Annotated in this window: 19 protein-coding genes; 15 read left to right on the forward strand and 4 right to left on the reverse strand. The window is 54.0% G+C overall.

Going from position 1 to position 24,612, the window contains the following annotated elements:
• The first annotated feature begins 39 nt into the window (after positions 1 to 39).
• Positions 40 to 960: a LysR family transcriptional regulator gene (locus tag ACIPZG_RS05930; protein ID WP_400639504.1), complete on the forward strand. Its 921-nt coding sequence runs from the start codon at positions 40 to 42 to the stop codon at positions 958 to 960.
• A 70-nt stretch (positions 961 to 1,030) separates the two neighbouring features.
• Here the strand turns inward: ACIPZG_RS05930 and ACIPZG_RS05935 are convergent, their stop codons facing one another.
• Positions 1,031 to 2,764, reverse strand: a complete 1,734-nt coding sequence (locus ACIPZG_RS05935; protein WP_400639503.1) for a sigma-54 interaction domain-containing protein — start codon at positions 2,762 to 2,764, stop codon at positions 1,031 to 1,033.
• 105 nt (positions 2,765 to 2,869) lie between these two features.
• On the opposite strand from ACIPZG_RS05935, the gene ACIPZG_RS05940 reads away from it, so the two are divergent.
• The 11 genes from ACIPZG_RS05940 (at position 2,870) to ACIPZG_RS05990 (ending at position 16,686) form a co-directional block, all read left to right on the forward strand.
• Positions 2,870 to 4,093 carry a CoA transferase gene (locus ACIPZG_RS05940; protein WP_336085022.1) on the forward strand — a complete coding sequence of 408 codons (1,224 nt, stop codon included), beginning with the start codon at positions 2,870 to 2,872 and terminating at the stop codon, positions 4,091 to 4,093.
• Positions 4,094 to 4,120: 27 nt separating this feature from the next.
• Positions 4,121 to 4,900 (forward strand): enoyl-CoA hydratase-related protein, encoded by a 780-nt coding sequence (locus tag ACIPZG_RS05945; protein ID WP_336085023.1) that lies wholly within the window; start codon positions 4,121 to 4,123, stop codon positions 4,898 to 4,900.
• A 29-nt stretch (positions 4,901 to 4,929) separates the two neighbouring features.
• On the forward strand, positions 4,930 to 6,096 hold the full coding sequence (locus ACIPZG_RS05950; RefSeq protein WP_400639502.1) for an acyl-CoA dehydrogenase family protein: 1,167 nt from the start codon (positions 4,930 to 4,932) through the stop codon (positions 6,094 to 6,096).
• A 25-nt stretch (positions 6,097 to 6,121) separates the two neighbouring features.
• Positions 6,122 to 6,994, forward strand: a complete 873-nt coding sequence (locus ACIPZG_RS05955) for a 3-hydroxyacyl-CoA dehydrogenase family protein (RefSeq protein ID WP_400639501.1) — start codon at positions 6,122 to 6,124, stop codon at positions 6,992 to 6,994.
• Positions 6,995 to 6,997: 3 nt separating this feature from the next.
• Positions 6,998 to 7,645 carry a 3-hydroxyacyl-CoA dehydrogenase family protein gene (locus ACIPZG_RS05960; protein WP_400639500.1) on the forward strand — a complete coding sequence of 216 codons (648 nt, stop codon included), beginning with the start codon at positions 6,998 to 7,000 and terminating at the stop codon, positions 7,643 to 7,645.
• Positions 7,646 to 7,687: 42 nt separating this feature from the next.
• Entirely contained in the window at positions 7,688 to 8,800 is a 1,113-nt protein-coding gene (locus ACIPZG_RS05965) for a CaiB/BaiF CoA transferase family protein (RefSeq protein WP_400639499.1), read from the forward strand.
• Between the two features lie 14 nt (positions 8,801 to 8,814).
• On the forward strand, positions 8,815 to 9,813 hold the full coding sequence (locus ACIPZG_RS05970) for an NADPH:quinone oxidoreductase family protein (RefSeq protein WP_400639498.1): 999 nt from the start codon (positions 8,815 to 8,817) through the stop codon (positions 9,811 to 9,813).
• A gap of 1 nt (position 9,814) precedes the next feature.
• Positions 9,815 to 11,326, forward strand: a complete 1,512-nt coding sequence (paaH, locus tag ACIPZG_RS05975) for a 3-hydroxyacyl-CoA dehydrogenase PaaH (RefSeq protein WP_400639497.1) — start codon at positions 9,815 to 9,817, stop codon at positions 11,324 to 11,326.
• 57 nt (positions 11,327 to 11,383) lie between these two features.
• Positions 11,384 to 13,084, forward strand: coding sequence for a class I adenylate-forming enzyme family protein (locus ACIPZG_RS05980; protein ID WP_400639496.1), 1,701 nt, complete (start codon positions 11,384 to 11,386; stop codon positions 13,082 to 13,084).
• Positions 13,085 to 13,631: 547 nt separating this feature from the next.
• The gene (locus ACIPZG_RS05985; RefSeq protein WP_336085040.1) at positions 13,632 to 14,999 is read left to right on the forward strand and encodes an aromatic acid/H+ symport family MFS transporter; all 1,368 of its coding nucleotides are present in this window, start codon (positions 13,632 to 13,634) and stop codon (positions 14,997 to 14,999) included.
• A gap of 340 nt (positions 15,000 to 15,339) precedes the next feature.
• Positions 15,340 to 16,686: an OprD family porin gene (locus ACIPZG_RS05990; protein WP_336085043.1), complete on the forward strand. Its 1,347-nt coding sequence runs from the start codon at positions 15,340 to 15,342 to the stop codon at positions 16,684 to 16,686.
• Positions 16,687 to 16,893: 207 nt separating this feature from the next.
• Here ACIPZG_RS05990 and ACIPZG_RS05995 read toward each other — a convergent pair whose 3' ends face one another.
• Positions 16,894 to 17,529, reverse strand: a complete 636-nt coding sequence (locus ACIPZG_RS05995; protein WP_400639494.1) for a TetR/AcrR family transcriptional regulator — start codon at positions 17,527 to 17,529, stop codon at positions 16,894 to 16,896.
• Positions 17,530 to 17,867: 338 nt separating this feature from the next.
• On the opposite strand from ACIPZG_RS05995, the gene ACIPZG_RS06000 reads away from it, so the two are divergent.
• The 3 genes from ACIPZG_RS06000 (at position 17,868) to ACIPZG_RS06010 (ending at position 20,994) form a co-directional block, all read left to right on the forward strand.
• Entirely contained in the window at positions 17,868 to 18,635 is a 768-nt protein-coding gene (locus tag ACIPZG_RS06000) for an enoyl-CoA hydratase/isomerase family protein (protein ID WP_400639493.1), read from the forward strand.
• Position 18,636: 1 nt separating this feature from the next.
• On the forward strand, positions 18,637 to 19,377 hold the full coding sequence (locus tag ACIPZG_RS06005) for an SDR family oxidoreductase (RefSeq protein WP_336085048.1): 741 nt from the start codon (positions 18,637 to 18,639) through the stop codon (positions 19,375 to 19,377).
• A gap of 255 nt (positions 19,378 to 19,632) precedes the next feature.
• Positions 19,633 to 20,994, forward strand: coding sequence for an MFS transporter (locus ACIPZG_RS06010; RefSeq protein WP_400639491.1), 1,362 nt, complete (start codon positions 19,633 to 19,635; stop codon positions 20,992 to 20,994).
• Between the two features lie 130 nt (positions 20,995 to 21,124).
• Here ACIPZG_RS06010 and ACIPZG_RS06015 read toward each other — a convergent pair whose 3' ends face one another.
• Together ACIPZG_RS06015 and ACIPZG_RS06020 are read right to left on the reverse strand one after the other, a co-directional pair.
• A complete protein-coding gene (locus tag ACIPZG_RS06015; RefSeq protein ID WP_400639490.1) occupies positions 21,125 to 22,024 on the reverse strand; it encodes a hypothetical protein in 900 nt (299 codons plus the stop codon).
• An 11-nt stretch (positions 22,025 to 22,035) separates the two neighbouring features.
• A complete protein-coding gene (locus tag ACIPZG_RS06020; RefSeq protein ID WP_400639489.1) occupies positions 22,036 to 24,219 on the reverse strand; it encodes an AAA family ATPase in 2,184 nt (727 codons plus the stop codon).
• Positions 24,220 to 24,612 lie beyond the last annotated feature (393 nt).

Genomic DNA, 24,612 nt, shown 5'->3' on the forward strand with positions numbered 1-24,612 from the left:
CCCGTTCAAATTCTCTACATTGCTGCCTGGAATTCTAAAATGTCGATGATCACCTTCGACGGGGTAAGGGAGTTCGTCGCGGCGGCCCAAACCTTGAGCTTCACCGCTGCGGCTCATGAGCTAGGAGTAACGAGCTCCGCGGTCGGCAAAAGCGTCACCCGTCTTGAAGCGCGTCTTGGTGTCAAGCTGCTCCACCGGACGACGAGGCGATTGATCCTGACGAATGAGGGAGAGGCGTATCTGTCGAGCTGCCTGCGTGCTATGGAAGAGCTCCTTGAGTCAGAGAACTTTCTAACCACAGGGCATCAGGAGCCCGTCGGACGTTTGCGTATCGACCTTCCTGCGGCATTTGGACGTCGCCACATCCTTCCAACGCTGATCAACCTCACAGTTCGTCATGAAAAGCTTGACCTATCTGTGAGCTTTAGCGAGCGAATTATCGACATAATCAATGAGGGAATCGATCTTGTCGTGAGGATAGGGACGCTCAAGGACGACAGTGAAATCGTTGCAAGAAAGCTCGGTTCACAAAGCTTACTCATCTGTGCCACACCAGAGTATTTGACGCTCCGTGGTACTCCTCACAAGCGGGAGGATCTCCTGGCCCATGACTGCATCGTGGGTTGGAAGAACGGCATCCGAAAGACTTGGATGCTTCTGGATAGCGATGGGGTCGCTATTGAGCAGGAGATTCGGGTCAAGCACGAAATGGGCGACGGTGAAATGTTGCTTCAGATGGCGCTAGCGGGAGGAGGGCTAGCCCAGTTGCCGACCTGGCTAGTCCAGGACTACATAGAGCAAGGCACGCTTGTTCCTGTCCTCGAGGAATATTCTGGCGCTGAAATGCCTATCCACGTCATGTGGCCACGTACCCGGTACATTCAACCTAAGGTCAGGATGATCGTGGATGAGCTGCTTGCATTAGCCCAGCGTGATGCCAAGGTTTTCCGACCGGATTGAGGGAGAGCACAAGCCGGCCGGGCTGATCGTAGCGCGGCCGTGAGCTGACCCTAGTGCTCCGACCTTGGGCTCATTCGTGATCCAGATCCGCCAATCGCTTGTACAGGTATGACCTGGAGATCCCAAGCTCCTCAGCGACCCGCTTTTTATTGCCATCATACTTTTTCAGAGCGTCGCGAATCAGGTTCAGCTCGACGTTGTCCATTGTGTCCTTCATCGTCACAGGCGCGGGTTCGAGCGGAGCTCTATGGTCATGATTTTCGTCAGGCAATGCCAGGTGGCTGAAGTCCCGTGGCTCTAGCTCGTGGTGGCTGGCGAAGATGATAGCCTGCTGAATCTCATGGTACAGCTGTCGAACATTCCCGGGCCACGAATGACGCTGCAGTAAAGCCAAAGCCTCAGGACTGATGCTCCGTACACTGGAACCTACTCGTTGCGAGATATGCGTGATGAAATGACGGGTGATTAATGGAATGTCTTCACGACGTTCGCGCAGAGGTGGGATAGTGAGGGTCACCCCATTGATTCGGTAAAAGAGATCTGCCCGATAGTCTTGGCTTTCGATGGCACCTTTTAGATCCCTGTTGGTGGCACTGATCAATCGGAAGTCTACGGTTCGTGCTTTATTGCTGCCAACCCGCTCAAAGCTGCTGCCCTCAAGCACACGCAACAGCTTCACCTGTGCCTCCAGCGGCAGATCGCCGATTTCGTCCAGGAACAAGCTGCTACGGTCAGCCAGCTCGAACTTACCTAAGCGTCCCTCACGCTTTGCTCCGGTGAATGCTCCCTGGTCGTAGCCAAATAACTCGCTCTCGACCAGCGTGTCAGGCAGTGCGCCACAGTTCACAACCACCATCGGTTTTTCGCTTCGCCGGCTCAAGTTGTGAATTGCGTGTGCTACGAGCTCCTTGCCAGTACCGCTTTCTCCTGCGATGAAGACAGGAACATCGAGGGGAGCGACCTTGCGAATCTGGGCTTTCAGCCGCTGGATGGCATCACTCTCACCGACAATTTCCTCTAAGCCGTAGGTACGGTGCCGTAATCGGGTGAGTTCCGTCTCGTAGTAGTTGACCTCTGCCCGAAGGGATGAAATCTGCCGGCTCAACTCATGGACTTCTTCAGGGGCGCGGAACATCACCCGACCAATCGCCCCGACCACCTCATCCCCCCGGGTTATCGGGATGCGGTTCACGACACGAGATGTGTTTCGCATTTGCTGAACCTGGCCAATCTCCGCTTTTCCGGTACGCACGACCTCCTGCAAGCGCGTGTTCTCGATGACTTCCTGTACCGGCTGGCCGACTGCACCGCCTGGTATAAAGCCAAAGAACCGCTCATGGACAGGACTGATGTACCTCAATATCGCGTCCTTATCGACAACCGTAATCCCTTCATAGGGGTTGGTGATGAAGTGTTTGAGGATGTCGAATGCGATATCGACCGTACTGATGAAGTCGAGCAATGCATGATCAGCGTTCTGCTCGTGAATGATCACCACAGTCTGATCTGCGCGCCTGAGGACGAGCCCGATACGGCTATCTTCCGCACCCAATGACACCATCTGCTTGTGACCCGGTGTGTTCCTCACGAGCTGAGCGAGCTCGGTTTGATGGGAGGGGTTTGCTATCCCAGCGGTACAAAAAAGCACGGCAAATTCGCTATCAAACGCGATCACTTCAAAGCCGGGTTGCATCACTCGCACCTCATATTCTTGTAGGTCAGCACTGTGTCCCCGAGAGACACTGCCTTCAGCTTGGGTGTATTCCGTAAATACAAACTCGGTCAGTTCTGCTGCATCTGTCAATCAAAAATAATCGCGCAGCATCCGTAAATCATTGATGTTTCAGCAGTCCTCGACAAGTGGCACACCGGTTGCACTCCAGACTACAAAAAGCAAAAGGTGAAACCAATGTTAGCCACCAGCCTTCCTACAGGTCACTCGGAAACCACCTTCTCGATTCTCAAAGGGGTGTGCGTGGTAGACCTGACCACGTCGATCGCCGGGCCTTATGCAACAATGCTGTTGTCGGATTTCGGGGCTGATGTCATCAAAGTCGAGCGGCCCACCGGTGATGATGCTCGCTTCTGGGGGCCACCCTTCCTGGATGGCGAATCGCTTTGGTTCCTCAGCGTAAACAGGAACAAACAAAGCATTCGACTCGACTTCAGCAAGCCCTGCGGCCGCACCGTACTCGACGCTCTGCTGGATAAGGCTGATGTGGTGGTGACCAATCAGACACGAGACGTACAGGCAAAGCTTGGGATGTCGCCGGAGCAACTGCGAGCGGGTCGGGAGGGGCTGATTGTCGCCAGCATCACTGGGTTCGGGCTGACCGGCCGCAATGCAAGCAAACCTTGCTACGACCTCATCGCTGAAGGCTACAGCGGGATCATGGATCTGACCGGCCCCTCAGAAGCCTCTCCTCAAAAGGTTGGCGCTCCCGCAGCTGACATGCTTGCAGGAAGCGATACTGCCATGGCGGTTTTAGCGGCCCTCTACCGCCGGCAGCAAACAGGGCAGGGTGCCACAGTCGATATCGCTTTGACTGAAAGTATGGTGCGTTTCACTTCGCCGCGAATCATCCCTTACCTTGGGTCTGGCGAAGTGTCACGCAGAACCGGCGGCCGCGACAGTGTCATCGCTGTGTATCAGACATTCGAGACAGCCGACGAGCCGCTCACACTCAGCTTGGGAACCGACCGGATCTGGCAGCGCTTCTGGAATCTGGTTGAACGACCAGAAATCGGAGTTGATCCGTCTCTCGCCAGCAATGCCCAGCGACGAGTGCGAAGAGAGGAAATTGTCGCGGGGATTCAAGACATCCTGCTGCACAAGCCCCGAGCTGAGTGGCTGGAGCTGTTTGCGGCAGCCGGCGTGCCCGCCGGCCCCATTTACCGGGTCGACGAGGTCACGGAGGATGCGCACTTCCACGACCGTGGCCTGTTTTTCCAAATTCCTCGAAACGGAGAGGCATTGCCCCAGGTTAGCCTGGGGATTCACCTCGATGGGAAAGCTGCGGGCTACCGTAGTGCCCCACCTCGACTGGGCGAGCATACTCAACAAGTTCTGGGCGATCTGCTGGGTTATACATCCGAGCAGATTGAGCTGCTGCGAAATGAAGAAGTCATCTGACTGCCAATTCACCTAAGGATAACTGCCATGCATTACGAAACCATCTTGTACAAAGAAGACGGCCCGGTTGGCACCTTGACGCTGAACCGTCCTGAAGACGGCAACATGTTTACCAAGACCATGTGCCTCGAGATTCGCGACTGCATCGAGTCTATTCGTACCGAGACCCGCACCCGTGTGCTGGTGATCACCGGTGCCGGAGATCGCTTCTTCTGCACAGGGGGACGCAAGGATGGAATGGAGGATTCTTTGCTGTACGCAGGCGTGCTGCCAACGCTCGAAATGTATGACGCCATCGAGCGTCTTCAGAAACCCGTGATTGCAAGTATCAATGGGTACGCCGTGGGTGGGGGCAATGTGCTGCAAGTCGTGTGTGATCTGTCGATCGCCAAAGAAAGCGCGGTGTTCCGTCAGGTGGGCCCTATGGTGGGGAGCTTCGACGCTGGTTACGGCACATGGTACCTGGAAGATCTTGTAGGCAAGCGTCGGGCGAAAGAAATGTGGTTCCTGAACGACAAGCTCAGCGCTCAGCAAGCTTTGGAATATGGGCTTATCAACAAGGTGGTTCCGGACGACGAACTGGAGTCCGCGACTCGTGAAATGGCATTGGCTGTAGCTGAACGGGGTGCGTTCGCGTTGGCTTCCTTGAAGGCGGCGTTTACCGCACGTCACAACGGCGTAGCTGGACTCGCGCGCGTTTCGCATGACCTGCTTCTTCGACCCTACCTGGATTCCCAAGAAGCGCACGAGCTTAAGGATGCTTTCGCAGAGCGCCGCAAGCCTGATGCCAATAAATTCGGTCATTGATCCCATTTCAAGCACCACCGGAGACACCCATGAATGTGATCGAGCGGCTTGATAGTCAATTGGGTCTCAACCCTGAAGAGGCCATGCTCCTGGAGTCTGTCAGAGCGCTGGCCAAGAATGAAATTGCTCCCCGTGCCGCTCATTATGATGAGACCAAGGAATTCCCTTGGGCAAACGTTGAAGCAATCAACCGTCTGGGTCTGAATGCGATGTTCATTCCCGAGCAATACGGGGGAGCAGGCCTGTCGTATCTGGTTTACCTGGCATGCGTTCGCGAAATCAGCTCGGCATGCGCCAGCACAGGCATCATCTGGGCAACCAATTATCACGCGATTAAGCCCATCATCGAGTTCGGAACCGATGAGCAAAAAGAACGGCTACTGCCCGTAATTGCCAATGGCGGTCTCGGTGCACTGGTCATCACCGAACCCGATGCTGGGTCGGATGCGACCGGGATGAGAACCAGTTTCCGGGAGGACGGTGACCATATTGTCGTCAGCGGCAGCAAGACGTTCATTACCAACGGCGATGTCGCGGATTTGTACTTGGTGTTCGGGAAATGGGCCGGAGTGGAGGACGCCAAGGAGGCGATTTCATGTGTTGTCATAGAAAAAGGCACTCCAGGCCTGAGCGTAGCTCGACTGGAGGACAAGCTTGGTCATCGTGCCTCCAGCACCGCCACGTTGAATTTCGACCAATGCCGCATACCTCGTCGGAATCTGATACGCGGCCCTGGTGAGGGCTTGCGAATGCTCATTGGCTCCTTAAATAAGTCTCGTCCGAGCATCGGCGCTCATTCGTTGGGCATAGCCCGAGCCGCCTTCAACGACGCGGTCGCGTATATCAACGGTCGGCGCCAATCTTCTCGGCGCATCATTGAGTTTCAGGGAATCCAGTTCCTACTTGCGGATCTGGCCTCCGAGCTGGCGCTCTGCGAAGGGTGGCTGCTCAATGTGGCTCGCCTGGTCGACAGTGGTGAAACGGACATCGGTGTTGAGGCTTCCATTTTGAAGCTCAGGGCTTCTGACCTGGCCATGCGGATGGCTACCGAGGCTATTCAGTTGCACGGTGGCTACGGCTACTGCAAAGAGTACCGAGTCGAACGCCTATTCAGGGATGCGAAGATCGAGCAGATCTGGGAAGGCACCAACCAGATTCACCGGCAAATCATCGGCCGCAGTTTCGTCGAACGTTAACTGCTCACAGCAAAGGAAAAGACCAATGTCCAAGTTATCCATCTGCGTGGCAGGCTGTGGAACCATGGGTACCGGCATAGCAATCGTTGCCGCTCGCGGGGGTGCCAACACTGTGCTTTTTGACGTCGCGCGGGATCGCCTTGAAGCGGCACGCCAGCAAATGGCGAACTTCTTCGAGAAGTCGGTAGCGCGCGGCAAGCTAGCCCCTGAGCAGGTCGAAGAGATCATGGGGCGAGTTAGCTTGGCAACTGATCCCGCCGAGGTTAGTGACTGTGATCTTGTCATAGAGGCCGTTTTTGAAGACCTGAAGGTGAAGGGCGCCCTGTTCCAACGGTTGAACGAACATTGCTCCCCATCAACTCTGTTCGCGTCCAACACCTCGACTTTGTCGATCACCGAAATTGCAGCGGTCAGCGGACGCCCAGATCGCTTTGTGGGCATGCATTTCTGCCTCCCAGCGCAGCTAATGAAGTTGGTCGAAATGTCCCCTGGGCTGGAGACCACCGATGAGACCTTTGATCGCGCTTGGTCGATCTGTGAAGGGTTAGGACAACAGCCGGTTAAAACGCTAGATCAACCAGGCTTCATCCTTAATTGCTTCCTGGTGCCATTCAACAACGACGCGATCCGTCTGGTAGAGCAGGGTGTGGCAGAACCGGCAGAAATCGACAAGGCCATCAAAGGTGCCTTGGGATATGCGATGGGGCCGATGGAGCTGCTGGATCTGGTAGGGCTTAATACCCAGGTACTGCTCTGTGAGGCGTTACATGGCGTGACCCATGAACCTCGGGCGGCCTGTCCACCCTTGCTCCGTAGGATGGTGGCAGCCAAGCGCTTAGGGCGTAAAACCCAACGCGGCTTCCTTGAGTATGACTCCAACAAAATTTACGGGAGCTGATCGATGAACTGCATGATTCTGACTGCTGGCGCCAGCCGCTCATTTCCGACTTCGCATTCGTTGATCGAAGCGCATGATCCTAACTCCAACTTGCTCATGATCATCGGCAAAGATTCGGGCCGCGCATTCGCCGAGCTCACCGATATCCAGCGATTCAAGCTGATCCTCATTGAACTCGAGGACGAGTGCTTAGGTGTGCACACAGGTGAGCAGCGCGGCACCGAAGGAAGCAATGTCTTGGGCTTCGCGAGGTTCCGCTTGGGGCACGCAGATCCCACCCCATTAGTTGAAATTGTGCGCCAACCCAACAGCGCGGCTGAGGCGGTTGCGCTGGCTGAAAATCTGTTCCAGTCGCATGGTCTCAAGACAGCCGTCTGCGCGGACTTCCCTGGTCGCATCGTCAACCGGTTGGTTCGACCTTACTACAACGCTGCTCTAGCCAAGCTGGATGCGGGGTTAGCGACGGCGAACGATCTCGACCTCACTCTTCGTCTGGGGTTGGGGTACCCAGAGGGCCCGATCGAGCTGCTGGAGCGAACCGGCCTCGCGGAGCATTGCGTCACCACCGAGTCGTTGTACCGAGCGTTGGGCGACCCGGCTTATGCGCCAGCACGCCGAGCTCAGGTGGCGTTGGCGAGATCTAAAAAATAATCCTGGCTGCTTCACCGAAAACTCCAATAAGAGGTGAACCCTATGCAACCTTTGGAAGGCCTTTTGGTTCTGGATTTCAGCACATTGCTGCCGGGGCCAATGGCTAGCCTGATCTTGGCGGATGCCGGCGCACGAGTTGTCAAACTTGAGAAGCCGGAACGTGGCGACGAGATGCGTTCCTATGAGCCAAAGCTCGGCGAAGACAGCGTGAACTTTGCGCTGCTCAACCGTGGGAAACAGTCGATCGCTATCGACTTGAAAGCACCTGACGCTGTGCAAAGGCTCAAACCGCTGATTGAGCGCGCGGATGTCCTCATCGAACAATTCCGTCCAGGCGTCATGGAGAGGCTCGGACTGGGCTATGAGTCGGTACGGCGTATCAATCCAAAATTGGTGTATTGCTCAATCACCGGCTGGGGCCAAACGGGCCCCAAAGCCAAGAGTGCAGGACATGACCTCAACTACATGGCGGAGACCGGACTCCTGGGTCTGACAGGGGCTGGTGGCAAGCCAGTTCTACCCCAAGTCTTGGCGGCTGACATCGGTGGGGGCGCCTATCCCGCGGTCATGAACATCATGTTCGCTTTGACTCAGCGAGACCGCACGGGCCTTGGTTGCTACCTTGACGTAGCAATGGCAGACAACCTCTACACGTTTATGTATTGGGGGCTTGGAAATGGCTTTGCATCAGACCGCTGGCCTGGAATGAGCGACGAAGTAGTAACTGGCGGGTCACCTCGGTATCAAATCTACCCCACTGCGGATGGTCGTTTCTTGGCGGCTGCGCCATTGGAGCCCAAATTTTGGGAGCTCTTCTGCGACCTGATTGACCTACCTCAAGCAATGCGCTCGGAGCAAGCGCCCGCCGAGGAAGTCAAGGCAGCAATCGGTGAGAGGGTGGAGCGCCATACCTCTCTGCATTGGCGAGCAGTCTTCGAGGGCCAAGATGTCTGCTGCTCGATTGTCGCAACGTTGGAAGAAGGTGTGCGTGATGCGCAAGTTGCAGCCCGTCGCTTGTTCGACCGTCAGGTCGACGCCGGCGGACGCAAAGTGCCTGCGTTGCCAAGCCCCGTTGCACCGCTGTTTCGCTCGGCCCAGGTCTGCGCCAACGCTCCTCGGCTCAACGAAACCCAAGATCCCCTATTGCTGATCTGATTGGAGATGATCCCATGCGTAGTTATCGAGTGCACGAACATGGCGAGCCTCACACTCTCCAAATAGATGAGCTTCCTCCGCTGCAGCCAGGCGCAGGCGAGATAGTTGTGGATGTGAAAGCCGCTGGGATCAATTTCCCAGATGTGCTGGTGATATCCGGCGAATACCAGCTGTTGCCGCCTCGCCCTTTTACGCCTGGGAAAGATTTTGCTGGGGTTGTCAGTGCAGTCGGTGCCGGTGTCGAAGGGTATGCGATAGGTGACCGGATCATGTCCCAGATCGAATGGGGAGCACTGGCCGAGCAAGCGATTACTACTCCGGCTCAGAGCTTCCATATGCCGGATGGCCTAGAGTATGCGGAAGCTGCAGCAATGGGATTGGTCTACCAGACAGCCCACTTTGCACTGGTTGAGCGTGGGCGAGTTAACGCTGGCGATGTCGTCCTGGTGGGCGGTGCTGCGGGCGGAATCGGCCTTGCCTCAGTTCAGATCGCAAAAGGCCTTGGCGCTACTGTGCTTGCAGGTGTGCGTAGCGATGTGGAAGCACGGGTCGCTTTAGAGTCGGGGGCAGATCACATCATCGACCTGTCCGGAGGAGATCTCAGAGAGCGGATTCGCGAGCAGGTTTACTCGGTAACAGATGGCCAAGGCGCTGATGTCGTCATTGACCCACTGGGCGGCCAATTCTTTGCTGGCGCCCTACGTGCAACAGCGTGGTGTGGGCGCATCGTCGTTATTGGCTTTGCGGCTGGAGAAATTCCTACGCTTAAAGTGAATTACCTGCTTCTGAAGAATATCGGCGTCTGCGGACTGCAATGGAGCGACTACCGCAATCGGACGCCGGAAAAAGTGGAGGCGGCTCAGGCGGCGCTGTTTCAGCTCTGGCGAGAGGGGGCGGTGAAGCCTCGCATCATGCGTTTGTTCAACTTTGAGTCAGCCAGTGAAGCCCTCGCTATGGTCAAGGCCGGGCAGGTTCATGGTAAGGCGGTAGTCTCTATGGAACGAGGAGCGTGATATGAACGCATTGTCTCAATCGGTTCCCGTTGCGGTAATCGGAGTAGGTGCAATGGGCAGCGGCATCGCCCAGGTTGCAGCAATGGCGGGGCATATTGTCTGGCTATTTGATGCCCGAGAGGGAGCAGCCGCCAAGAGTCGCGACCAGATAAGGGCCGTGTTCTCCAGGCTGGTTGAAAAAGGGCGCATGAGTCCTGAGCGAGCCATCGCAGCTGGTGACTCATTGCGTGTGGCGAGCTCACTGACAGATATCGCTGAAGCAGGGCTGGTGGTTGAAGCGATCGTTGAAGATCTCAAGGCTAAACAACAGCTTTTTGCCCAACTCGAAGAGGTAGTAGCGCCAACCGCCATATTGGCTACAAATACTTCTTCTGTGTCTGTCACAGCCATCGCCGCTCATTTGTCTCGTCCAGAGCGTCTGGCGGGGCTGCATTTCTTCAATCCGGCGCCGCTGATGGCGCTGGTGGAAATCGTATCTGGTTTGGCAACTGCCGAGCAGGTAGCTCAAACGCTTTATCAAACCGCTAGCGCGTGGGGCAAGAAACCCGTGTACACCCGTTCTACCCCGGGGTTCATCGTTAATCGTGTCGCACGCCCTTTCTATGCTGAGGGGTTGCGCTTGCTCGAGGAGGGAGTTGCCACCGCACCTACCCTTGATGCATTGATTCGCGAGGGCGGAGGCTTCCCAATGGGGCCTTTTGAGCTGATGGATCTGATCGGTCATGACGTGAATTACGCTGTGACTTGCTCGGTGTTCAATGCTTACTTCCAAGACCCACGGTTCAAGCCCTCATTGACACAGCAAGAATTGGTGCTCGCTGGCCACCTGGGCCGAAAAGCTGGACGAGGCTTTTACCAGTATGGCCCAGCATCAGAGCCGCCCGCCGCAGCAGAGCAAGGTCATCAAGCTTCTCCATCAATCGTGATAATCGAAGGGGATCTTGGCCCGGCGCATGCCTTGATGGAAACCGCGGCCGAGGGGATAGCTGTGCAGCGCCGCCCGGGCAGCGGGGTTTTACGAATGGAAGGCTGCACGCTCGCCATGAGTGACGGTCGCTCTGCGACTGTTCGGAGTAGTCAGGACAGCTATCCCGACCTGGTGCTGTTCGATCTTGCTTTGAATTACCAACAGCCTGGGCGATTGGCTATTGCCAAAGCAGACCAAACATCCGACGAGGCTTTGAAAATCGCGACGGGTTTGCTGCAGGCGTTGGGCTGGCGTGTCAGCGTGGTCGATGACAGCCCAGGATTAGTCGTGCTTCGCACGGTTGCGATGTTGGCAAACGAAGCAGCAGATGCCGCGATGCAATCAGTAGCGAGTGCCGAAGACATCGACGCTGCCATGCGTTACGGCGTGAACTATCCACTAGGCCCGTTGGAATGGGCTGATCGGTTGGGTGTGAGCTTTCTCCATCAGGTGCTCAGCAACCTCCAGCAGCACTATCAGGAGGATCGTTATCGTCCCTCAGCCCTTATGGGTCGCCTGGCTACTGGTGGGCGCGGATTCCACTGAAATCTCAGAACCTGTCCAGTACAGACCTCATGATAAAAAAATAAGATTGGAGGCAGTATGCGCTCGACTTTGATGACCCTACACGACCCGGCAATTGCTAAAGATTTCTATGCCCGCGGCTTATGGCAAGACGCCACGTTGTACACGTTGGCGCGTCGTCACGCTGCCTCACACCCAGCACGGTTTGCATTCCGAGATCGTCAGCATCGTCTGACCTGGGAGCAGCTGGTTGATTGGGCTGATAGCGTAGCAGCGGGGCTCCATGAAGCTGGTTTACGAAGTGGTGACCGCGTTGCAGGGTGGATGCCAAGCCGTGTTGAGTGCGTGGTGTTACTACTAGCCTGCTCGCGTAACGGTTACGTGTCCATGCAGTCACTTCATCAAAATCACACCGTTGACGAAATTTACACGCTGCTAGAGCGCTGTGGGGCGTGTGCTTTCGTTGGTCAGCCAGGATATGGAGCTGATGCCGGCACCAAGGATATTTTTGCTCGGCTTCAGGATCTGAATGGCTTCTGTCGTGCGTATGCAGTGGCCCCTCCTGACATCTCCCAGTTCCAGCTGCCTGAAGGTGCCGAGGTGTTTCCAAGGGCCAAGGTAGTCAAATCGCTGCCACCCGCAGACGAGAATCCAGACAAGATTGTCTACATTGCGCTTACTTCCGGCACGACCGGCCATCCTAAAGCTTTGATGCATAGCGATAACACGTTGCTGGCTAATGGCCGAGCACTCGTCGCCGATTGGTGCATGACACGCGAGAATGTCATCTATTGCCTTGGCCCCTTGAGTCACCACATCGCCACGGTAGGATTCGAGCAGTGTTTTGTGACTGGGTGCGAAATGGTCGTCAACGATCAGCCTAAAGGTGCTTCGCCCATCGACCGGATTTTGGAAACCAGTGCCGATTACATTATGGGTGTACCCACCCATGCGATCGATCTCCTTCAGGAGCTTCGTCAGCGTGGTTTGGAAAGGTTAGGGCGCGTCAAAATGTTCTACATGGCGGGCGCCGCCATTCCTGAAGAGGTAGCAAGGCGCCTGGTAGCACTGGGGATCGTGCCTCAGAACATCTACGGGATGAGTGAGAACGGCTCTCACAACTCCACGATTCCAAGCGACAGTATCGAGACGCTTACCCGCACAGTAGGCAAGCCGGTGGGCCGAAAAAACCCCGCCTATGAGGTCAAAATTTGGAAGGCCGAAGATCGCGATACTGAGGCCGCTCAAGGGGAGGTTGGTGAAATCGGTGGTCGTGGCGCGACGCTGATGCTCGGTTATTTTGGTAATCATGCCTCCACTCAAGCGTCATTCAACCGTGAGGGCTGGTTCATGAGCGGAGACCTGGGAAGGATCGATGCCGAAGGTAACCTCGAGATTGTTGGTCGCTCGAAAGACCTCATCATCCGAGGCGGGCATAACATCTATCCGGCGGAAATCGAGAACCTAGCCCTACGTCATCCTGGCATTGCAAAAGTGGCAGCATTTCCCGTCGCAGATCAGCGACTAGGAGAAAAGGTGTGCCTGGCCATCATCCCTGTACCAGGCGCTACCCCGAGCAGCGATGAGATCCTTCTCCATTTGAACGAGGTCGGCCTATCGCGCTATGACATGCCCGAGTATTTCCTCTGCTTGGAGGCTTTTCCTATGACGGCTAGCGGCAAGATTCTTAAAAGAGAGCTCACTGAGCAGGTGAAAGACGGTCATCTGAAGCCAGCAGCGATCTGTTGGGGAGCGACAAGTGAGGCAAAGCGCGCGTGAAGATTGGATGGGCCACGATCGCCGTCATGCGCCCTAGCGAAGGGCACATCACGTCGGCATAGCGTATTTCTGAAGGGTGCAGCGCAACGCGCGGATTGACGACTGCCAGTCAACTTACTTGCGATAGAGACCCTATATATTTAATTAATCGCGCTCATTAGTATCTAATTGCCACCCAACGCGATGAGCATCCTATCGGCGTAGCGAGAAGATCCTCGAGCTTGTATCCAAGGTATAAGGAGGAATTTCACCACTCATGAATCCAGGTGTGGAACGCCTGCGGATTCGGAGCGGTTCGGCAATAGATGGGTCTTAGGCAAGGAGCCCGATTTGGCTCATGGTTTTCAATGCCTGCTGATGTACACAGCTCTGCGACCCAGTCTCGGTCTGAGTAGTGCGTTCTCGAGGAAATCTATGGATTGAGCAGCAGCCGACCGAGCACCCTGCATTTCAGCTTGTGCTGCCTACGATGCAGGCTAATACCCAACTGTCGTGAAAATAACGACTAATTCTTACGTGGCCTCACAAAAATAATCGGAATGCCATGATGAATAACCAAATTGAAGCCTTTCGTGCTGCTTTAGATCAACGACCGCTTACGCGATATCAGATTCAAACCCTCGTGCTTTTGGTTCTATTGCTTATCTGTGATGGATACGACGCTCAGCTTTTGGGATTTGTTGTCCCGACCCTCGCGCAAGAGTGGGAAACACCAAAAGCTGCATTCGGTGTTGTATTTACTTGCAACCTACTTGGACTTACCGTCGGCTCGCTATTGCTAACCCCTTTAGCAGATCGCTTCGGCATCAGGAAAACACTGCTCAGCTGCGTACTCCTGTTCTCTGGGCTAACGCTTCTGTCCGCATGGGCTAACGACATCTACACTCTTGCGGCCATCCGTTTTCTTTGCGGGATAGGAATGGGTGGTGCTATGCCAAGCGCTATGGCCTTGATGGCGGACTATTCGCCTCCCAGAATGAAAACGTTCTTCGTGACAATGGCTGCCGCAGGTTTCGCATTTGGCGGGGCTGTGGGGGGCTTTATCGCTGCAAGCATCATGCAAGTCTACGGCTGGCACAGCATCTTCATCGTTGGTGGTGTCGCTCCCTTGCTTTTGATGCCTCTGCTTTATCTGTGGCTGCCTGAATCCTTGTCCAGGCTGTTCCGCGCTAAACACATGAGCGCTGCACTGGCCGCCATGCTGCATAAATATCTGCCCCAATGGACTCCGCCAGCTCCTATCTCGGAGGACGGCAAGCCACAGAAAGTCACGATTGTTGATCTTTTCCGTTATGGCTACCTGAAGCCCACTATTTTCATCTGGGGTTCCTGCATTGCTAGCTTCACTGTTCTCTACTTTACCGTCAGTTGGTTGCCGACTCTCCTGAGAGATACAGGGTTCTCATCCAGCGCCGCAAGCCTTACCACCTCTGCCTTCCTGGCATCAGGGACTCTCGGAGCTGTCACGCTTTCGTACCTAGCAGATAAGGTTAAGAGTAAAGTCTGGTTAGTGGGTAAAGTCATGGTGGTTTGCGGTATAGCTACGGCTTCCGTAGGCCTGGAGCATGGGAACGCTACTTTCACTGTTCTTGCCGTAATGGTGGCCGGGTTCTGCCTGATCGGCGGATCGCTCACACTGAATGGTGTTATCAGTAACTTCTATCCTCCACACATTCGTGCTACCGGAGTGGGTTGGGCGCTGGGCGTGGGTCGGTTGGGCGCTATCGCAGGCCCCCTCGTCGGAGCGACGCTGATAGCCATCCACATTCCCTTCGTCGGCATCATGTTCCTTGCGGCAATTCCCGCAGTTCTTTCGGGTATTTTCGCTATAAATATTGCACACCCCAATGCAGTGCCATCAGATAATTCTGAGGAAGCTTTAGGCTATCAAGTGCCTAAGACCTCAAAGAACTAGATGGCACATCATCAGTGACGGCTTGAGTCGGCGCTCGGAAGCCCCGCGGTTGCTACCAGCGCTGCGGGCATGCTGCAGTATGGAAATAGCTAGCGACCCTATTGCGCGGCACACGGAAAATTAGTCTGGGAAATGATCTCGATAGAGCTACCTGTCGGTTTCTTTCGCATAGCATATCAACAACATGCAATTGCTGATCACGATCGAACATTGAGATTTCAATGCTGGTTGTCGTTACTTGTTGCAGCAGCCAATACAAGGTTAGTTCTATTTCCTGATACTTAATTCCCGCTCAACACCTTGCTCTCCTTACTACAAAAACAATAGCTGGAAGAAAAAGATGACCACCAAAAAAGTAACTTGCGTTGCATTGCTTTCTGTCCTTTTTTGTGAGGCCCAAGCTGACGAAAGCCATTCACCATCATTTATTGATGATAGCAAGCTAACCATCACGTCTCGTAACTTTTACTTCAATCGAGACTTTCGTCACGGAATGAGCAATGGCGGAGGAACTAATGCCTCCAAGAGCGTAGGGGATCGCAACGGCTACGCTGAAGAATGGGCGCAAGGCTTCATGGCCAATTTTTCGTCTGGGTTTACGCCTGGCACTGTAGGCTTAGGTTTCGATGCGTATAGCTTCTTGGGCATAAAACTCGACAGTGGTGGCGGCAGAGCGGGTGTTCGCCTGACACAACTTGATAGTGATGGTGAGCCACGAGATCACTTTAGCAAGTCAGGCGGCGCTGTAAAATTGCGGTACGGCGGCGGGCTGTTGCAATATGGCAACCTATTCCCAAGCGTACCCGTATTGTCGGTGAACACAGTGAGGCTTTTCCCGAGCTCTGCAACTGGTGGTATGCTCGGATGGGACATCGATAAATTGCATCTCGATGCCGCGCATTTCAATGGCCAAGGTGGCGTGGACTCGTCGAATAATGACGACGATTTCACGACTGACTACGGCTTACCAATTGCGATCAAGTCCGTTAGCTATGTTGGCGCAAAATACAGTTTTGGAAATGCATTGAAGGCATCCATCTACGCGTCTGAGGCAAAGGACACATGGAAGCAGTACTATGCCAACGGTAATTACACCCATGCCATTGATGCCGGCCAGTCCATTACTTTTGATGCAAACGTATACCGCACAGTTGATACAGGTAAAAAGCTCGCAAGCGTAATTGATAACACTACCTATTCCCTGTCGATGGCCTATAAGTACAAAGCACACACGTTCACGTTGGCATATCAGAAAGTTGACAGCGATGAGCCTATGGATTGGCTTGGTTTTGGTACGGCACCTGGTGTAGTTTCACTCGCAAATGCGATCCAGTTCTCGACCTTTACTGAGCCGAACGAGCGATCTTTCCAGCTTCGCTATGACATAGATATGGCAGCTTTTGGAGTTCCAGGGCTTTCATTCATGACGCGCTATGCGAGAGGGGATGATGTCAGCAATCATGGGAGTGACAACACGTTCTATACCCGTCGGTACGTGTATCCTGAAGGGGATGACGTACGCCATTGGGAACGTGATATTGAGGCTCGGTACGTCGTGCAATCTGGCCCAGCCAAAGATTTGTCCATTCGGGTCAGACAGGCTACTCATCGAGGTTCGACCGGCTATCGATATGCCGACAACAACGAAGTTCGCGTGATTGTAGACTACCCGATATCTATCTTCTAACGGCTGCGGCAGGGATGCCGCTGCTCGGCTTCTCAGGACTGACTCCATTTTGAAGTGACAGGAAGGCGATTGGGAATCTCAGCATGCCCGTCCCGCTGTAGAAGTGAGCCCTTCAATAGCCTAACTGCTACTTGGGCACGATGAAGCACTTTGACATGATCCTAGAGCCACGGGCTCATGGTTGGCTTCAATTGTTATGCTCCTTGTTCAGTCGATACGAGCCATCTGCTGCCCACCAACCATGCAAGGAGTGCGGCAATCAAGGCCTTGCACGAGAGCATCGACAACTCCACAGAGCAATGCTCCTGCCTCTTCTTCCACCAGCCACGCCTCGTCGTAAAGATGACTCTTAAGAACAGCAAGGATACTGCCGGTGATCTGGTTGAGCCTGGGATGGTTTACCTCCATCCCGCACCGCGCGCTGATGGCTAAGCCAAGCAGCACTCGGTATCGCTGGTGTAGTTGCTCGATCTCTGCACGTTGAAGATCTGTCAGGCGACCCACTTCACGGAAGGCGAGGCCTAGAGCAAGGCGATCTTGCTGCACGTGCGACATGAAAATACGCACCAGAACGGCAAGTCGTTGGTCTGGAGTCCGCTGGGTCATGTCTGCGGTTGAACTCGCATGGACTAGGCGTGACAGCGCCTCATCTGTGATATCAGCCAAGAGGGACTGCTTGCTCTCAATGTGGTAGTACAGGGATCCCGAGCTGATTCCGGAAAGTTGCGCGATCTGCCTCAACGACACCGCTTCATATCCCTGTGCGTGAAACAGCTGAGCCGCCACCGTCATTATTCGCCGAGCTCGGTCACCCTGATGGTGCGTAACGGAAGTATCAATCATGGTTTTCCCCCAGACCCGTTTAGCCTGCAACCGCAAGTCATGTGCCAAGCTGGCTGGGGCTACGAAATCTGTCGATGCTGGGCATATCAAGGCCAAGGGAAGTCGCTCCATTGTCCCCTGAGGCTACAGCAGGTTAGTGCTACGTGTAGTCAGCGCGGACACGAAGCAGACGTGAAACTTGGAACGGGGACGGTGCAGACGAGGCAGGACGGGTTCATGAGAGGATGGCACGACGCTTGCGATGACATACGAGCCTGTCTGACCTTCAACAGGCTAGAGCAATACGCATAGGCCTTCCACTGGAGGGGGCTTCAACAAAATCAGTACGAGAGACATCGATGACTCTAGCACTCACTCGAGAAGGACTGTACGCCCGCCTGACTCTAGACCGTCCTGAAGCATTAAATGCCCTTAGCTTTTCAATCCTTGCCCAAATCGGCGAGGCATTGGATGAGGCCGCCACGTGGGACATTCGAGCCCTGATCATTACGGGCGCTGGTGACAAAGCATTTTGCGCCGGCGCGGACATCAAAGAGCTTCAAGGCCGTACGCTTGGAGACCAACGTAAAGGTCTCGAGTTGGGACAAAGCGTCTTCGCACGCCTGGATAAATTTCCCGTGCCTTCGATTGCCGCGATTAATGGCTACACATTCGGAGGCGGGCTTGAGCTGGCCCTAGCCTGCACGTTCAGGATTGCGTCAATCAAAGCTCGACTGGGCTTACCAGAAGTAAAACTGGGTCTCATCCCTGGGTACGGCGGGACACAGCGTCTCCCCAGGCTTGTAGGTGAGGCTAGAGCGATGGAGCTCATCATTACCGGACGAACCGTGGAGGCGAGCGAGGCACTAGCGATTGGTCTCGTGAATCGAGTTGTTGAGGAGGACGTTGTGCAGGCAGCAACGGCATTTGCTGACCTGTTCAGTGGTTACAGCAAAGCGGCAACATCATTCGCGCGGGAGGCAGTCCAACGCGCCCTGAGTTCCACGCTTCAGGACGGACTGCGAGTCGAGGCAGACCTCGCCACGCTGACATTCCAAACCTCGGATGCCAACGAAGGAATGGCTGCATTCGTAGAAAAACGCCCACCACAATTCAAGGATTTCTGAGATGAATGGGAAGAATATTTTCCTGACGGGAGCGAGCCGCGGAATCGGGGCTGTGCTGGCTCTGGAACTCGCTAGTTCTGGCAACACGGTAGGGTGTTTTTCACGTAAAGGTATGGGCCCGGAGTCCGTCGCGATTCCCAACGATTTAAGAGATCGTTTGGTCTTCTTGAAAGGTGACGTGACAGATCCATCCTCAATTGCGGCAGCCCTGGAAAGCTTCAGCGCCAAGGTAGGGTCGATCCACGGGCTGATTAACAACGCTGGTATCCAGCTCGAAGCACCATCTGCGCGACAGGCACTGAGCGAGTTTAGCGAAGTCGTACAGACCAACGTGATCGGAACGTTCTCCGCCTGCCAGCAGGCCTACCCGTACCTAGAGGGTCACGGCGGCCTCATCATTAACGTGGGTTCCTTCTTTGACAAGATGGGTGTTCGTCGCAATGCGGCTTACTCTGCATCAAAGGCAGCGATCGCAGCTATGGGACGCTGCCTTGCGGTCGAGTGGGCGGCTAAGGGAATACGTGTGATAACGGTGGCGCCGGGTTACATAGAGACCGACCTGAATAAGGAATTTCTTCAGTCGGAAAAGGTGAAGAATTTCCTAGCTTCTCGCATTCCCGTCGGTGGGCCTGGAAAAGCCAAAGACGTAGCGGCTCTCATCACAATGCTCTTCCGGGAACAGATGGACTACTTCACCGGTGAGACCATCTACCTTGACGGCGGTCAGGGCGTCGCCCTTTAGTTTCGTACCCTCTCAAGATGGCGGCCACGAGGCCGCCTTTTTTGTGTCTGTGCTCATGGATTGAAGTGTCTTCCGAAAATACAAAATTAACAGCCGAGTTGGCTGATCCTTTGAAAAATCGTTGGTAAACATGGAGTTACACAGCGCCACAAGGATGGTACGCCTCTTGCAAAACTCCTTGGGCCTGATCCAGCACTGCTGGAAGGCCAGGACGGTTCACAAACACAATAAAAAACCTCCACTGGAGATGCGCCCATGAGTCGCCCAAGTGACAAACCGCACCGCTCCCCAATCGTGAAAGTGGCAACCGCCAGCTTCATCGGGACGCTGATTGAATACTTCGACTTCTTCCTGTTCGGTACCGCCGCGGCGCTGATCTTCAACAAGGTATTTTTCCCGACTCTCGATCCTTTGCTGGGCACGCTGGCAGCGTTCGGCGCTTTCGGTGCTGCCTTTATAGCTCGACCAGTGGGCGGGATAATCTTCGGTCATTTCGGCGACCGCTTAGGACGTAAGACGATGCTTGTACTGAGCTTGCTCATGATGGGACTCTCCACCCTGTCCGTGGGATTGATGCCAACCTATGAACAAGTTGGCCTCTGGGCGCCCGTACTGCTATTGCTGGCTCGACTGGTTCAAGGTGTTGCGATTGGTGGAGAGTGGAGCGGGGCGGTTCTTATGGCTGTTGAACATTCGCCGCCACGCCAGCGCGCGTTTTACGGCAGCTGGCCTCAATGTGGTATCCCGGCAGGCCTGGTGCTAGCCACCGCATCATTCTACTTCGTGCAGCTCCTTCCCGAAGCTGAGATGATGAGCTGGGGCTGGCGCATCCCATTCATCGCAAGTGCACTGCTCGTAGCACTTGGCCTTTACATCCGGCTGAAGATCTCCGAAACCCCCGAGTTCGCCGCTGTGAAGCGGGAAGGTCGGGAGGTGCGCTTCCCGGTGGCCCAGGTGTTGTCGAAAGCCTGGCGGTCTGTACTCATCACGATGTTTTCAATGGCGGCGCCGAACATCATTTTCTACATCGCGACGGTGTTCATCCTGAAGTACGGGTCGACCACCGTTGGGCTTTCCCGCTCGACGGTTCTGGGCGCAGTGTGCCTGGCATCTTTTGTTCAGATTTTCACCATTCCGGTCTTCGCTATCTTGGCGGATCGCTACGGTCGTCGCCCAATTTTGATGACGGGCTGCGCGATGATGATTTTATTGGCCTACCCGATCTTCTGGCTCGTGGATTCTGCAGAGACGCTTAACGTCTATTTTGCGCTGATGCTCTGCCTGCCGCTGCTGCACGCTGCCACATACGGCCCACTCGCCAGCTTCGTAACTGAGCAATTCGACACACATCTTCGATACTCGGGTTCCGCCCTCGGTTACCACAGCGGCAGCATGATCCATAGCGGGCCTGTTCCATTCCTGGCTGCAGCCTTAGTCGCATGGGCAGGAGCATCGTGGCCTCTGGCGGTCTATGTAATCCTGGGAGGCGTTATGACCTTCGTGGCGGTAGCGGCAGCACGAGAAACCGCTCCCCATTTGATAGCCGCTACCGCTAAGGGGAATGAGCCTGTGGACAATCAAAATGATCGCCTTATGGGATCTCGTGCAGCTCGCTGACCCTTAATCATGAAATAGGCAGTCGACCGACTCCACGTTGGTCGACTGATCTATCCTCTCGAGTCAGAGCCCGATGCATATGAGCTCTGAAGCGAGAGGGGCGAGGCTTTGATTCCTGGTGTGAAGACAATCAAACTGCCTCCGGCACCAACAATGATTTCAGGTGTACCTCAAATGAGTCTACGTACGCCTTAACCATGCTTGAGTAGGGCATGTTAGGCGCTTGCATCCTGCGCATTTCACGAACTCGTTTGAGCGCTCGCTCCAAAGATTTCGGTGATCCACCTAACGCCATGTCCTCTTCAAGCTCTTCTATCGTTCTGCTGGCTTGGTACCTTAATTCGTTGAGGATCCTTGTGCGACTTTGAACCAGTTTCAGACGGTTCAACGCAAACACACTGATGCTAGCAAGAGCTCGAGTACAAACCCAAGGATCATCGGTATTAGCTAGAACGACGCTGTATGACCCTACATCAGACCATTTAAAAAAAGGTTCTGGATCTTCGGCGGTTGGATCAATCAAATGCGGCCGTTCGGTCGTTAGGGGGAAACCATACGTAGCCCGAACACCGTCGATCGGAAATTGGTTCGCCTTTCCATATGACAATTTGGCCTGCGTGGATCGTAGGGCTAAAAATTGCTCCTCAGTCATAAACTCTGTGACTAAATGCTGGCGTCTACTTTGGTTGCAAGGAGTGCAAGAAGGGAGCAAATTTTCCCAGGTGTGGGCTAACCACCAATAACCAGGATGCCCAGGGTCACCTGTGACACCGCCCTTAGGTCTGAAATGCTCAACATCCATATCATCTCCAACCTCGTCTTCACAGTATGCGCATTTGTCGTGAAATAGAATGCGAAGGGCGGCGGTGACATCAAATCCTTTGTAGTGGTTAAATGTATACGCGGCTGGACGAGGCTCCGCAGCTGCGTTGAAAGTTCGATAGTACGCCGCAGCGCCCAGCTTCTCGTCTCTGACAGATGCACTGGGTGTTGTCAATGAAGGCGGTGCGGCGACCGAACTGCGATCCACGTACCTCATAGTCAGTTATCACCCTCACTCAGGGCTTTTAAGACAGCCTCTACCGCTTCAGCGCGCAATTGCGGTCTTAGCATTCCCCGTTGAGATTCTCGGTGCTCGAGATATTGAGTCAAGGCCTCTTGAACAATTTGTTCTGTTGGCGAGTCACCGATAGCCAAGCGGCTCACAAGCTCGGTCGTAGCCAATGCAGGAGCGAATGTCGAGTCTCCTCGCCCAGTTGTTCTAGCTACATCGCCCGCTAAGTTGGCCAAGCGGATTTCGGTTGAAGGGTCAGTTGTGCTTGCCAGCCCAAAATAGTCCGAGGTTAGCAATTGCTCTGCAGTCATACCTTGAACACTTGGCAGACCAGCTAGAGAGTGGATGCGTCCCGCTCGATCTCTTTGAAGCACCATCACTTCACCGTCGTCCATCCCACGTAAACAGAGCGGGTCGTGAGTGGTGACAATAAACTGTACTTTAGGAAATACGTTCCTGAGTGAGGTCATAACCTGCATTTTCCATCGAGGATGCAGATGAGTTTCCAACTCATCAATGAGGACTAAGGCTTGCGCCTCCTCTAGGTTCTCAAAGTCATCAATCAGTTCGCGGATAATATCGACCGTCATGACAAACACAGATCGATAACCTTCACTGAGCGCGTCAATTGGGGTCACTCGCCCGTTAGCTCTGACTGCGAGATAATCTGGTTCTACAATCAGCTCGTCATCGTCACCTAGCGCAAGGACAACTCTCAAGGCTGACGCAATGCTGTCAAATCTATAGCCTGTTTGGGCTCGCAACCAATCACCCGGATACGGAATTGTTGCTAATGGGTTGAACAGAGTTACAACACGAGCAGCCGCCCCGTACCCCCGATTTCGCTTGTCCGTATCAAAAAAACGGCGAGGCCCATAGGCAAGCACTTTAAGAGCAGGATATGGCGAGCCTTCTGGAGCTTCTAGCGAACGATTGTAGACAAAAGCAGCACTGCGATCACTCAGATGAAAACTTATATCCGCTGAAACTTCTCGATCATCTAACTGATCGAAACGGCTCAGTGCCGTACTGTGCACCAGTGCAGGTAGATGTTTTTTTAGTTTTTTGGCTTCATTCGCTCCAATTGCCGCCAATGCAATTGCCGTAAGAATGCTGGACTTTCCAGTTGAATTCTCCCCCAAGATCATGAGCGCCGGAGTACCAGATCTATGAGACCTGCGCTTAGGCAGAGTAAACGATAGATTTTCAATGGCTTTGAAATTGGAGATGGTTATATTTGAAATTTCTCCAGCGGTGTAATGCCATTCTCGTCCAGGTATATGGTCAATTGAAGGAAGAGAACCCTCCCAATAGAATTCAGGTAGATTTTCTTCACGCTCGATTTCTTCAATCGACGCTTTTAATCTTCTATGCTCATCATTACTAGCCGCTTCGTATGCTTCTACAAAACGTCGGATGAATGCGTCACCGCGGCCAAGAGATGAGCGCCCTAACGGTCTCCATGCCCCAACTAATCTGCGAAGGATACTTCGCAGGAAGCCTGAATGTGGAGCATATGCATGAAGCATGGACTGAAAGTCCATGTCAGCCCTGTATTGTAGCGCTCTAAAAAAATCTTGAACTGTTTTAAGCCTAGCGTAGACCAATTGAGAACGATCGAGCCCAAACGTCTGTATGGTCTCGTAGCCTTTGTGAGTCAGCGGGTGAACATCTCCGTTGAGCCTAAAAAATAGATGTTTTTCTGGGTCGTCAGTTGTAGGATCTATGAGCAGCGCACGCTCATGCTTTACAGTATCTTGATAGCTTGACAAAAAATTTGCAGGACTGCCTTCAATTGGGAACTTATTACCTTTCCTGAGGGCGCATTCATCGCAGGAGTAAAACAAATTTCTCCACTCAAACGCCAACCAGAGATAATACTCCCGGTATTCTTTGCTGAATCCTTCGACATAGCGTAGCGGGCGCATATGCAAGGTGCGTCCGGACTCAATTAACTCAACCTCGCAGAATGCACACTTATCCTTGAACGTGTGAGCTAGGGCTCTAACAAAGTCTCTGTCAAAAAACATATCCTCATTGACCCCATCACGACGCTGCCTGCGGTCACCTTCATCTCTTCGAAGAAAATCTAAAATTCGTCTTCGCTCTTCCATTACAGTCGAGGTATTGAGAAAATTCGGCACCTTTGCTGGCCGTTGGATCCGTAACATATTATTGTACTCGATGCGATTGGATGAAAACCACGAAAGAGAGGGGCGTCCTTTGCGGCTTCCGTTTCTAAAGGTCTTGACACGGAAGGCGCCTGCGGAACTACCTTGGTAATTAGAATATTAAGGTCGTTGACATGTTGGGTTTCCTTCCCAGATTGCTTGTCCATGTTTCTTGCACGCCCATTATGTAGATCGATGGCGGCCTAATGATATCATGTCTTATCAATTTCAAGGGATGTCATTGCTTGCTGAGGTGTATGGGAAGTAGACACGATTAGTGTCGGACGTTGGAGAGATGTCATCACGGCAGAGGTGCTTGATTGAAAGCGGCCGTGTGGCGCGTCAGCACATGGGCTTCCTCCGTCACAACCCCTCAAACCTAAGGCCCACAAA

Source organism: Pseudomonas sp. NPDC089395 (genome assembly GCF_044749525.1).
GTDB lineage: Bacteria > Pseudomonadota > Gammaproteobacteria > Pseudomonadales > Pseudomonadaceae > Aquipseudomonas.